This is a genomic window from Roseibium sp. Sym1 (genome assembly GCF_027359675.1).
GTDB lineage: Bacteria > Pseudomonadota > Alphaproteobacteria > Rhizobiales > Stappiaceae > Roseibium.
The window spans coordinates 3,754,366-3,767,119 of record NZ_CP114786.1; the positions used below are offsets into that span (position 1 = coordinate 3,754,366).

The window sequence follows — 12,754 nt, forward strand, 5'->3', positions numbered from 1 at the left end:
CTGATATTGGCTTTCAGCCTCATAAATGAGGTTGAAATGCCCAAACAGGCTCTTTCAAGACGTCTCGGTCCTCCTATATGGTGGGCCGAACTTTAAGGAGCTTCCCTTCATGCTGGTCACGCTGTCTATCCGTGACATCGTCCTGATCGACCGACTTGATCTTAATTTTGCCGCCGGTATGTCGGTCCTGACAGGCGAGACCGGCGCGGGCAAATCCATCCTTCTCGATTCCCTTTCGCTGGCGCTCGGGGCGCGCGGCGATGCGGATCTGGTCCGTCACGGCGAAGCGCAGGGCCAGGTGACCGCAGTCTTCGACGTTGCCGGCGATCATCCGGTGCGCCTGTTTCTTCGGGAAAACGACGTCGACGATGACGGCGACATCATCCTGCGCCGGATCCAGACCGCCGATGGCCGCACGCGGGCCTTTGTCAACGATCAGCCGGTCAGCGCGGGACTGTTGCGCCAGGCTGGGGCCTTGCTGGTGGAAATTCACGGCCAGCATGACGACCGCGCGCTGGTCGATCCGGAAAGCCACCGGACGCTGATCGATGTGTTCGGGGGGCTGACAGGCGACGTGGAGGCCGTGGCAACCGCGTATGCCGCCTTCAAGGCAGCCGAAAAGGCGGTGGTCGACCATGAACGCCGGATCGAGGCGGCCCGCAACGAGGCAGACTATCTCAAGGCGTCTGTCGAGGAACTGTCCGGCCTGAAGCCGCAGCCCGGCGAAGAGGAGGAGCTTGCCGCGCGCCGCACCGACATGATGGCCGTGGAGAAGATCGCGGGAGATCTGAACGAGGCCTTTGAAACCCTCAACGGCTCCGCGTCGCCGATCCCCGAGCTGGCCAGCTTGCTGCGTCGGCTGGAGCGCAAGGCCGACCAGGTGCCACAGCTTCTTGGGCAGCCGGTACGCTCGCTCGCCGAGGCTCTGGACCACCTGGAGGAGACACGGGGCGGGCTGGAAAGCGCACTGCGTGAAACGGAATTCGACCCGCGTGAACTGGAAAGCGTCGAGGAGCGCCTGTTCGCGCTGCGCGCGGCCTCGCGAAAATACTCCGTTCCCGTCGAGGATCTTGCGCCCCTGTGCGAGCGCATGGCCGGGGATCTCGCCGATCTTGACGCGGGTGAGGACAAGCTGGCGGCTCTGGCCGAGGCCGCGGCCAAGGCGCGCGGCACCTATGACAAGAAAGCGGCCGCCCTGTCGGAGAAACGCCGAAAGACCGCGAAGGCGCTGGAAAAGGCCGTTGAAAAGGAACTGCCAGACCTCAAGCTGGAACGTGCGAAGTTCATTGTCGAAATGGAGAGCAATCCCGACAGCCCGGGTCGCAGCGGTATCGATCAGCTGGAATTCCATGTGCAGACCAACCCGGGCACCAAACCGGGGCCGATGATGAAGGTCGCCTCGGGCGGCGAACTCTCCCGGTTCCTGCTGGCGTTGAAAGTGTCCCTTGCGGACAAGGGCTCGGCGCCGACATTGGTCTTTGACGAAATTGACACTGGCGTCGGCGGTGCGGTCGCCGAGGCGATCGGCCTGCGCCTGGCACGGCTGGCCGCGAGCGTCCAGGTGCTCACCGTGACCCATGCGCCGCAGGTGGCTGCCCGCGCGGAAGGCCATTTCCTGATCGCCAAGGAAGCCCTGAAACCCGACCGGGTCGCAACCCGCGTCCAGCGCATCGATGAAGACCATCGCAGCGAGGAAATCGCCCGCATGCTGGCCGGCAGTGTCATCACCGAGGAAGCCCGGGCCGCGGCGCGCAGGCTGCTGACCGCGGCGGAGTAGGGACGGAACGCAACAAAGGCGGAAGCTGTAGCCTCCGCCTTGCAAATACCTTCCTCAAATCTGTCTGGCGCCGATCAGTTGCCCTCGTTGGGAACGATCGGCTGGTCCGGCGTTTCCGGCAGCGGGATCTTGTCTGCATTGAGGTTCGGCACATTCAGCTCGATGCTGAGGTCGTTGTCTTCCTGGAAATAGCCTTCCGTGTAGAGCAAGGCACCGGCAATGAGGGCCATGGCCAGGCCTCCGGCGACAAACCAGCCCGCGCTGCTGAACGCGGCCTTGTCTTGGTAGCGCTTGTGGTCATCGTAGGCCATTTTTGTCTCCTTCATTGCATACCATCGGCAGCGTGAATCGATGCCGGTCTGTGGTATCAACTCTTGAGCACGTCTCCCGGTTCCGCTATCGGGATGAGACCGGTGTTCAAATCGGTGCCTGCCGCTGACACATTCCGTGAAGAGATCATGACCGACACTTCGACCGCCCAGATTGATGTTGCCGCGCTGACCCAGGAGGAAGCGCAGGCGGAGTTGAAACGGCTGGCGGCGGAGATCGCCGAACACGACCGGCGCTATCACCAGGAAGACGCGCCAGTCATTTCCGACGCGGATTATGACGCCCTGCGCCGGCGCAATTCCGCCATCGAGGCCCGGTTCCCGAACCTGATCCTCGCCGACGGCCCGTCCGCGAATGTCGGCGCGGCCCCGGCCTCGGGTTTCGGCAAGATCACCCACAGGGTGCCGATGCTGTCGCTCGACAACGCCTTTGATGACGCGGATGTCCAGGACTTTGTCGGCCGTGTCCGGCGTTTCCTGAAATTCGATCCGCTGCAGGGTGTTCTGGCGGTGACCGCGGAACCGAAGATCGACGGTCTGTCCCTGTCGCTGCGCTATGAAAACGGCGCGCTGGTGCATGCCGCCACCCGCGGTGACGGCACCACGGGTGAAAACGTCACCGCCAATGCCCGCACCATCAAGGACATTCCGGTGAAGCTCAATGGAGCGGTGCCGGAGGTCGTGGAAGTGCGCGGTGAAGTCTATATGGCGCACAAGGACTTCCAGGCTCTGAACGAGCGCATGGCCGCCAATGGCGGCAAGGTTTTCGCCAATCCGCGCAATGCCGCCGCCGGGTCCCTGCGCCAGTTGAAATCGGAAATCACCGCCTCCCGGCCCTTGCGGTTCTTCGCCTATGCCTGGGGCGAGATGAGCGCATTGCCGGAAGACACCCAGTTCGGCATGGTCAAGCGGCTGGAGGCCTGGGGGTTCCAGGTCAATCCGCTGATGAAGCGCTGCGACAGCGTCGAGGAGCTGCTCGGGATCTATCACGGCATCGAGGAAAGCCGGGCCCGGCTCGACTACGACATTGACGGCGTCGTCTACAAGGTCGACCGGCTCGACCTGCAGGAACGGCTGGGTTTTGTTTCCCGCTCGCCCCGCTGGGCGATCGCGCACAAGTTCCCGGCCGAACAGGCCTACACCATCCTCAACGACATCGAGATCCAGGTCGGCCGCACCGGCGCGCTGACGCCGGTCGCCAAGCTCGAACCGATTACAGTGGGCGGCGTGGTCGTCTCCAACGCGACCCTGCACAACGAGGACTATATCAAGGGCATCGGCCAGGACGGCGAGCCGATCCGCGGCGGCAAGGATCTGAGGGTCGGCGACACGGTTAAGATCCAGCGCGCCGGCGACGTCATTCCGCAGATCGTCGATATCGATCTGGACAAGCGCCCGGAGGGGGCGGAGCCTTTCGAATTCCCGACCGTCTGCCCGGCCTGCGGCAGCCACGCGGTGCGCGAGGAAAACGAAAAGACCGGCCGCAGGGATGCGGTGCGCCGTTGCACCGGTGGCCTGATCTGCCCGGCCCAGGCGACCGAGAAGCTGAAACACTTCGTTTCCCGCAATGCCTTCGACATCGAGGGCTTCGGCGACAAGCAGGTCGATGCGTTCTACCAGGACGGCCTGGTGATGGCCCCGGCGGACATCTTCACGCTGGAGGAGCGCGACAAGCGCTCCCTGACCAAGCTGCGCAACCGCGAGGGCTGGGGGGCGGTTTCGGCGAAGAACCTGTTCGAGGCGATCAACGCCCGCCGCGACATCGACCTGCACCGCTTCATCTTCGCGCTCGGCATCCGCCATGTCGGCGAGGGCAACGCCAAGCTTCTGGCGCGCGCCTATGGGTCCTGGGACGCCTTCTACAAGGCCATGCAGGCCGCCCAGGACGAGGCCGGCGAGGCCTTTGCGGAGCTCAACGACATTGACGGCATTGGCCATATCGTCGCCGAGGCGCTGGTGGAATTCTTCGCCGAACAGCATAACCGTGATCAGCTCGACGCGTTGCTTGCCGAAGTCCGTCCGAAGGACCCGGAAAAGATCGACGCCTCCGGGTCGCCGGTCGCTGGCAAGACCGTTGTGTTTACCGGTTCACTTGAACGCATGACGCGGGACGAGGCCAAGGCCATGGCCGAACGCTTCGGCGCCAAGACCTCAGGATCCGTGTCGAAAAAGACCGATCTCGTGGTCGCCGGTCCGGGTGCCGGCTCCAAATTGAAGAAGGCCCAGGAACTGGAAATCGAGGTGATTTCCGAGGACGACTGGTTCGAGCTTGTCGGGGCGTGAGCTCCTTACGGGGATATCGCCCTTGACTGCATGTCGTTGCGAGGTGTCGAAGCTGGAGGTCAAGATTGACGGATGTTCTCATTTGTGGAGCCGGCCCGACAGGTCTTGCCCTCGGCATTGAACTTGCCCGCCGCGGCATCCGGATCCGCGTTGTCGACCGGGATCCGCTTCCGCCGGCAAACCCGCGCGCCTTTGTTCTGAAACCCTCCACCCTTGTCGCTGCCGAACGGATGGGCCTTCTTGAACAGCTTCTTGACGAAGGCATTCCGGTCGAAGCGATGTCCTACTCCTTCGAAGGCCGGATCCTGGCAACCGCCATGTCGCCAAGCGAGCGCTGGCCGTGGCACATGAATCTGGGTGAAGACCGGCTGGTGCCGCTTCTGACGGCCAGGCTGGAAGCGCTCGGAGCCGTTGTGGAACGGGGCCTTGATCTGACAGGCTTCGTTCAATCGGAAAACGGGGTTTGCGCTACGCTCAAGAACCGGGCAGGGCGCGAGGAGAATGTTGAAACCGGTTGGTTGATCGCCTGCGACGGTGTCCACAGTTCGCTGCGGCGGGATGCGGGTATCGGTTTTGAGGGGCACGAGCGCTCACTGTACTGGCACGTCCTGGACGTCCAGATCGAGGGATGGCCCTACAGGGACACGCAGGGGATATTGTATTTCGAATCTCTTCTTGTTGCGGTGTATAGAACCAGGGAAGTCTTCCGGATCTATTCGTTGTCCGCCGGGCCGAGTTCGGACAGCTGGGGCAGGATCAGGGACTTCTTCCGTGAGCATCTGCCATCCGTGCACCTGGGGCCCGCCCTGAACGACACTGCGTTCCACAGCGTGGCGAAACTGGCGCAGAGGTTCCGCCAGGGACGGCTGTTCCTTGCGGGAGACGCCGCCCATGCCATGTCACCAAGCGGCGGCCTTGGAATGAACAGCGGTATCCAGGACGCACTCAATCTGGGCTGGAAACTGGCCGCGGCGGTCAAGGGCGAGGCCGGCGACGAGCTGCTCGACACCTATGAGAGCGAGCGACGCCCCGCCGCGGAGGCGGCAATCGCTCTCAGCCAGCAAAATGACGATCTTTTCTCCATTGCGGACCCGGCTGAACGGTCCCGGGCATTCCGCAGGTTTGCCGTGACGCTCACACATTATCTTGCAAATGGCGGCACGGGGTACGAGGCCGTTCTGGGAACTTATGGCGAGAGCCCGGCGGTCGCCGGTCCCAGGCCCGAGTTCGGGCCGGGCCCGGGCGAACTGTTGCCCACGGATGTCCGGGTGTCCGGCGTGGATGGTCAGAACGGATACCTGACAGGCCATCTTGGTTCGGTCGGGCAGACCATCCTACTGTTCATCGGCGATGGCGGCGTGGAAGCGGAACGGCTTGTCAGGTCGGCGATCGAGCTTTGCCGATCATCCGGGGAGCGCCTTTCGCTCCGCGTCGTTGCCAGGAGCATCGAAGGTGCCGCAGCCAGGACCGTCCTCGGCCATGAGCCTGCTGTCCTCCTGACGGATCTGGAGTTGAAAGCCCATAATCGCCTTGGCATCATCGAGCGCTGTGCGATGTGGATTCGGCCTGACGGGCGGATCGGAACACGGCAGGATGATGTCGGGGATGTTGCCGGATTGCAGGCTGTTCTTGAGACCGCTCTGTCCGGGGCTGTCACCGGTATGGTGCCGTAAAGGCCGGAAAACGGGTTTTTTGTCCCCACCAAATCCCCTGATCCCGCCTCGCCAGCGCCGCTTTGTTGCTATATTGTTCTTTTCCAAGAGCGCTCAAGATACACCGGACCAGTAAACCATGACCGACCCGGACGGGTACGACGATCCATTTGACGATCCCTTTCAGCCTGTCGGGACACGGGCCGAGCCCGCGCCAGTGCCCGAGCGCCCGCAGGGGGGGATTGCCGCGCGGGCCATGGCGGCGCGGCGGGCGCCGGATTATCTGACCGGTCTCAACCCTGAACAGCGGCTGGCCGTGAAAACCACGGAAGGTCCCGTCCTGGTGCTGGCCGGTGCGGGAACCGGCAAGACCCGGGTGCTGACCACACGCATCGCCCACATCCTTGCGACCGGGCTGGCACGGCCGTCGGAAATTCTGTCGGTGACCTTCACCAACAAGGCCGCGCGCGAGATGAAGGAGCGTATTGCCGCTTTTGTCGGCGGCAATGTCGAGGGCATGGCCTGGCTCGGCACGTTCCACTCGATCTGCGTCAAGATCCTCCGGAAACACGCCGAGCTGGTCGGCCTGAAATCCTCGTTCTCGATCCTCGACACCGACGACCAGATCCGGCTGATCAAGCAGATTATCCAGGCCGAGGGGCTGGACGACAAGCGCTGGACGGCAAAGGCCTTCGCCGGCATGCTCGACAGCTGGAAGAACCGGGCGTGGACGCCGAAGGACGTTCCGGAAGGCGAGGCGCGGGCCTTCGCCAACGGCAAGGGCCGCAGGCTCTACGAGGAATACCAGGAGCGCCTGTCGATCCTGAACGCGGCTGACTTCGGCGACCTGCTCCTGCATGTCATCACGCTGTTCAAGACCCACCCGGATGTGCTGAAGGACTATCAGCGCCGCTTCCGCTACATGCTGGTCGACGAATACCAGGACACCAACATCGCCCAGTATCTGTGGCTGCGGCTGCTCGCCCAGGGCAATCCGAATGTCTGCTGTGTCGGCGATGACGACCAGTCGATCTACGGCTGGCGCGGGGCGGAGGTCGACAACATCCTGCGCTTCGAGCACGACTTCAAGGGCGCGGAAGTAATCCGGCTGGAACGGAACTACCGCTCGACCAGCCACATTCTGGCCGCCGCTTCCCACCTGATCGCCTTCAATGAGGGCCGGCTCGGCAAGACGCTGTTCACCGATTTCGACGAACCGGATCACGACCTGGTTTCGGTCGCCTCGGTCTGGGACTCGGAAGAGGAAGCCCGCACCATTGGCGACGAGATCGAGGCGCTGCAGTCCAAGGGCCACGCGCTCAACGAGATCGCGGTGCTGGTACGCGCTTCCTTCCAGATGCGCGAGTTCGAAGACCGTTTCGTCACGCTCGGCCTGAACTACCGCGTCATCGGCGGTCCGCGCTTCTATGAGCGCATGGAGATCCGCGATGCCATGGCCTATTTCCGCTGTGTCGCGCAACCGGCCGACGATCTGGCGTTCGAGCGCATCGTCAACACGCCCAAGCGCGGTCTTGGTGATGCCACGCTGAAACTGGTGCATGGCCTTGCCCGCGCCGAGCGTATTCCGCTGATGCAGGCGGCCGCGCAACTGATCGATACCGAAGAGCTCAAGCCCAAACCGCGCAATGCGCTCAAGACCGTGCTCGACAATTTCGAGCGCTGGCGCCGTCAGCTCGACCAGATCAAGCACACCGAACTTGCCGAAATCATCCTGGATGAAAGCGGCTACACGGAAATGTGGCGCCTGGACCGGTCGGCGGAAGCGCCGGGCCGGCTCGACAACCTGAAGGAACTGATCCGCTCCATGGAGGAGTTCGAGTCCCTTGCCGGGTTCCTGGAGCATATTTCGCTGGTCATGGACCGGGACAGCGCCGATGCCAGCGATGCGGTCTCGATCATGACGCTGCATTCCGCCAAGGGCCTGGAATTCGACACGGTGTTCCTGCCTGGCTGGGAAGAGGGGCTCTTTCCCCATCAGCGTGCCCTGGACGAGAGCGGCCGGGCCGGCCTCGAAGAGGAACGCAGGCTGGCCTATGTCGGCATCACCCGTGCCAAGAAGCGCGCCAAGCTCTATTTCGCCTCCAACCGGCGCATTCACGGGCTCTGGCAATCGACCGTGCCGTCACGTTTCCTGGACGAATTGCCGCCCGATCATGTCGAGATCGCCGAGCCGTCCTCCAATTACGGCGGCTATGCCGGTGGCGGCTATGGCCCCTCGCGTTTCGACAGCCACGATCCCTTCGAAGGCGGCAGCTATTCGACACCGGGCTGGAAGCGGGCACAGCGCAACCGCAAGTCCTCGGACGGCTTTTCGGACGGCGGCGGACGCGGCTACCAGTCCGCGCGCCAGAAACGCCAGGGCCCGCTGACCATTGAGGGCGAGCTGGTGGCCAAGTCGGTCAGTGACACCCCGTCGGACTATTCCCTTGGCGAACGGGTCTTCCACATCAAGTTCGGCTATGGCGCGATCAAGTCGATCGAGGGCAACAAGCTGACCATCGATTTTGAGAAGGCCGGGGTGAAAAAGGTCATCGACAGCTTCGTCGAGCGGCATTGAACCGATGAATTGACAGGAACCGGCCACCCGAAGGTGGCCGACTAAAGATCCACGCCACTGGGCTGGATCAGCATGTTGCGTTCCTTCAGATAGGGGTGGATTTCGACAGCTTCGCGCAGGGCCTTTTGCCCGAGTTTCACGCGGCCAAGGGTCATGAAGATCATGGCCTTGCCGGAGAGGGCGCCGAAATGGCGCGGTTCAAGTTCCAGCGCCCGCTCGATGTCTTCCAGGCTGGCTTCGTAATTGCCCTGGAGAAACAGCACGTAGGCACGCTGGTTCCAGCCTTCGGAATAGTCCGGCGCTTCCGCAATGACCTCGTCGAGCAAGTCCCTTGCACCCTGGAAGTCATAGACGTTTCGCCGTTCCATAGCCTGCTCGAGCTTGGCCTGAATTTCGGGTGTCGGTGCGGATTCCAGCCAGGATTTCCAGATCTCGTTCTCGATTTTTTCTGCTTCAAGCTCGTTCGGGGCGTTTTTCAGGGCCTCGAACAGGGGCTCCCTGTCGGGAGCGGATGAAACAGGCGACATCAGGACAGCAAGACCGAACAAGGCAAGCACGGCCGGGCGCAAGCTCCTGCAAAGCCGGGCAAGGGGTGGGAGGGGCGACATGGCACTGTTCCTTTCTGCTGGATGTAGAAATGGGGCGCGGCGCCGATTTGCCCAGCCTTTTGACCTCAAGACGCTGGTTTGCTGACCGTCTTGCCGTTATACCGCACGCTTTGAAGCCAACAAGCGAAAGCAATTGCGGTCATGAATACCATCCGGGTGCGGATCACAGCCGAAGAACTGGAAGCCAAACGGATTTCCGAAATCCTGGAGCGCGCCTTCGAGGATGACGGCAATCCGGTAACCATCTACGAGGCGTCGCCGGACGGTCGAATCTGGTCGGCCGAGATTCTGCTGTTCGGCATGAAACCGGACGAAGCGGCCACCCTTGTGCGCGACCGGGTGGGGGCCGACGCTTTCGCAGCCCCTTTGGAAGCCGAGGAGCTGCCGGATATCAACTGGGTGGAAAAGAGCCTGGAAGGCCTGAAACCGGTCCGGGCCGGCCGGTTCATCGTTCATGGCGGCCATGACCGGGACAAGGTCGTCCCGGGTGCCATCGGCCTGGAAATCGAGGCGGCGCTGGCCTTCGGCACAGGGCATCACGGCACCACAGCAGGCTGCCTGGAGGAAATCGACCGGCTGTTGTCCCTGCGCGAATATGACAGGATCCTGGATCTGGGGACGGGCACGGGTGTTCTGGCCATCGCGGCTGCCTTGAAGGGCCGCCAGAGCGTGCTGGCGACCGACATCGATCCGGTCGCGACACAGACGGCGTTGGAAAACGCCCGGCTCAACGGCGCGTCCCACCTGGTGAAGGGATTTACCGCAAACGGCATGGAAGACCGGCGGTTCCGGGTCTACGGGCCGTTCGACCTGGTGATCGCCAACATCCTGGCGCGGCCGCTCATGAGGATGTCCAGGTCCATCGGAGAACACATGACGCGAACGGCGACGCTCGTCCTGTCCGGCCTCAGGGTCGAGGACGGTCCGCGAATCCTGTTCGCCTATCGCTGCCAGGGATTTGTTTTGGACCGGCGCCGTGAAAAGGACGGCTGGCTGACGCTGACGCTGGTGCGCGGCCGCAAGGCGGCGTGAGAAGGGCGTGAAAAAGTCCTCGGTCGGTCATTCCGGACAAGTGCAGCGACGCTGCAGACACCCGGAATGACGGAGCGAGTTGGCAACAAACGAAAAGGCCCGCCGCTTGAAGCGGCGGGCCTTTTCCAGTGCACAGTGTTTTCGTCGTAAAACGTCCTGAGCCCCTTAGAAACCGCGGGTCGTGGAGCCTTCGCGTTCCAACTGGTCGCGGTCATAGCCGTGCGCCGCCAGGGTGGCATCGTCCAGAGACAGCAGGTAGCCGTTGACATAACGGCGGGCCTGGGCCGAACGGGCTTCAATCATGCGGTCGAATGCACGGCGCATGAAAGTGCTGCCGGCGCGGGTCGAAGTGGTCGTTTTCAGGGTCATCGTGATCTATCCCATTTGAAGTTTAAGAGCTTCCCTAGGGAGAAACGTCTTTGTTCTTGTGTGCTCCTTATATGCGCCTTCCCGCCCTTCTCCGGTAGGCCTCCAGACGCATGACAGCCTTGCACTCTTCGCATATGCGAAATGACTTGTTGCGCTGCGATATCCGGAATGCCTGTTTTCGTTGAAGAGGTTGATCCGGAATAATTATCCGTCTTGATCCCGGCTTGCGGCCAAATTACCGTGCAGCGCATGTTCCAGACTTTCGACGATCTCAGCGATCCTTCCTGCGGAGCGCCGCATGCAGCGCTTCTCAGGACCGAACTGGCCCGCCGCGGCCTTGACGGCTTTCTCGTGCCGCGTGCCGACGCCCACCAGGGCGAATACGTGCCGCCGCATGACTGCCGGCTGCAATGGCTCACCGGGTTTACCGGATCGGCCGGCATGGCGGCGGTGCTCGGCAACGCTGCGGCGATCTTCGTGGACGGGCGTTACACCATCCAGGTGCGCGAGCAGGTCGACCTGGACGTGTTCCCGGCGCGCCATCTGATCAATGAACCGGTCACGGACTGGCTGGCCGAACATCTCGAACCGGGCCAGAAACTCGGCATCGATGCCATGTTGCACACCGTGCGAGAGGTTCGCCGCCTTCGAGAGGTCTGCCGGGACGCAGGCGCAGAGCTGGTGACGCTTGGCGACAATCCCGTCGACGATGTCTGGGACGATCGTCCGGAGCCTCCGCTCGGAGACGTCTCGCTCTATCCCGTTACTCTTGCCGGCCGCGATGCGCAGGACAAGATCGCCGAGATCCAGGCCGCACTTGGCGACAAGAAAGCCGATGCCTGTGTGCTGACGCAGCCCGACTCCATCGCCTGGTTGTTCAATATCCGCGGTTCCGACGTCAACCACACGCCGTTGCCGCTTTCCTTTGCGACGGTGCCCCGCGAGGGCAAGCCGGCGCTCTATATCGATGGCCGCAAGCTTTCCAATTCCGTACGCGACGCCCTGTCGGACCTGGCCGACCTGGGTGAATCCGACGGTTTCATGCCTGGGCTGAAGGCGTTCGGGGAGGCCGGCGCACGAGTCCTGATCGATCCTGCGCTCGCCGGGATCGGCATCGCCGACGCGATCACCGGTGCCGGGGGAACCCTGGTCGAAGCCCAGGACCCCGTGCTTCTGCCCAAGGCGATCAAGAACGAGATCGAGCTCAAGGGCGCGCGTGAGGCCCATATTCGCGACGCGGCGGCTTATGTGAACTTCCTGTGCTGGTTTGACGAGGTTGCCCCGAAGGGGGATCTGGACGAGATCGGCGCCGCGGAAAAACTGGAGGAGTTCCGGAGGCAGACCGGCGTCCTGAAGGACATCTCCTTTGACACGATTTCAGGAGCGGGCCCGAACGGTGCGATCTGCCACTACCGGGTCAGCCGGACCAGCAACCTGAAGATCCCGGTCGGCAAGCCGTTCCTGATCGACAGCGGCGCGCAATATGAGGATGGGACCACGGATATCACGCGCACCATCGCGGTCGGCGAGGTGAGCGCGGAGATGAAACGGCACTTCACGTTGGTGCTGAAAGGGCATATCGCGATCTCGATCGCGAAATTTCCCGCCGGAACGACCGGTGCGCAACTCGACACGCTTGCCCGGATCGATCTCTGGAAGGCCGGGCTCGACTTCGACCACGGTACCGGGCATGGCGTCGGGGCATATCTGAGCGTCCACGAAGGTCCGCAGCGCATCGCCAAGACAGGCACGGTGCCGCTGAAACCCGGCATGATCCTGTCCAATGAGCCCGGTTACTATCCGGCCGGCGAATACGGCATTCGCCTTGAGAACCTGGAAATCGTGACCGAAGCGCGCGACATTCCGGGCGGCGAGCGGCCGATGCTCGGCTTCGAGACGATCACGCTCGTACCGATGGACCTGCGTCTTGTCGAGCCTGCGCTCCTGACGGGGCCGGAACGGGACTGGCTGAACCGGTATCATGAGCGCGTGCGGGCGGAAATCGGTCCGCTGGTCGGCGCAAGGGAACGGATCTGGCTGGAACAGGCGACAAAAGAGATTTAGAAGAAAGCGCAGAGCCTTTGGTTGCCGGTTCCCCGGTGGACATGGGTCTCGTAACGAATTGC

General features: G+C 62.9%; 9 protein-coding genes. 6 read left to right on the top strand and 3 right to left on the bottom strand.

The window, feature by feature from the left end:
- The first annotated feature begins 109 nt into the window (after positions 1–109).
- Positions 110–1,777 (top strand): DNA repair protein RecN, encoded by a 1,668-nt coding sequence (recN, locus tag O6760_RS17025; protein ID WP_269580907.1) that lies wholly within the window; start codon positions 110–112, stop codon positions 1,775–1,777.
- A gap of 74 nt (positions 1,778–1,851) precedes the next feature.
- Here the strand turns inward: recN and O6760_RS17030 are convergent, their stop codons facing one another.
- Positions 1,852–2,088 (bottom strand): hypothetical protein, encoded by a 237-nt coding sequence (locus tag O6760_RS17030; protein WP_269580908.1) that lies wholly within the window; start codon positions 2,086–2,088, stop codon positions 1,852–1,854.
- A gap of 147 nt (positions 2,089–2,235) precedes the next feature.
- Here O6760_RS17030 and ligA point away from each other — a divergent pair, with 147 nt between their 5' ends.
- From ligA to O6760_RS17045, 3 genes are all read left to right on the top strand, one after another.
- Positions 2,236–4,389, top strand: coding sequence for an NAD-dependent DNA ligase LigA (gene ligA / locus O6760_RS17035; RefSeq protein ID WP_269580909.1), 2,154 nt, complete (start codon positions 2,236–2,238; stop codon positions 4,387–4,389).
- A 65-nt stretch (positions 4,390–4,454) separates the two neighbouring features.
- Complete coding sequence (locus tag O6760_RS17040) at positions 4,455–6,062, top strand: FAD-dependent monooxygenase (protein ID WP_269580910.1); 1,608 nt, start codon at positions 4,455–4,457, stop codon at positions 6,060–6,062.
- A gap of 118 nt (positions 6,063–6,180) precedes the next feature.
- Positions 6,181–8,619 (top strand): ATP-dependent helicase, encoded by a 2,439-nt coding sequence (locus tag O6760_RS17045; RefSeq protein WP_269580911.1) that lies wholly within the window; start codon positions 6,181–6,183, stop codon positions 8,617–8,619.
- Positions 8,620–8,660: 41 nt separating this feature from the next.
- Here the strand turns inward: O6760_RS17045 and O6760_RS17050 are convergent, their stop codons facing one another.
- Entirely contained in the window at positions 8,661–9,227 is a 567-nt protein-coding gene (locus O6760_RS17050) for a tetratricopeptide repeat protein (protein WP_269580912.1), read from the bottom strand.
- A gap of 141 nt (positions 9,228–9,368) precedes the next feature.
- On the opposite strand from O6760_RS17050, the gene O6760_RS17055 reads away from it, so the two are divergent.
- Positions 9,369–10,259 (top strand): 50S ribosomal protein L11 methyltransferase, encoded by an 891-nt coding sequence (locus O6760_RS17055; protein ID WP_269580913.1) that lies wholly within the window; start codon positions 9,369–9,371, stop codon positions 10,257–10,259.
- Positions 10,260–10,424: 165 nt separating this feature from the next.
- On the opposite strand, the gene O6760_RS17060 is transcribed toward O6760_RS17055, so the two are convergent.
- The gene (locus O6760_RS17060; RefSeq protein WP_269580914.1) at positions 10,425–10,628 is read right to left on the bottom strand and encodes a hypothetical protein; all 204 of its coding nucleotides are present in this window, start codon (positions 10,626–10,628) and stop codon (positions 10,425–10,427) included.
- A 249-nt stretch (positions 10,629–10,877) separates the two neighbouring features.
- Between O6760_RS17060 and O6760_RS17065 the strand changes: the two genes are divergently transcribed.
- A complete protein-coding gene (locus tag O6760_RS17065) occupies positions 10,878–12,692 on the top strand; it encodes an aminopeptidase P family protein (protein WP_269580915.1) in 1,815 nt (604 codons plus the stop codon).
- Positions 12,693–12,754: the final 62 nt, after the last annotated feature.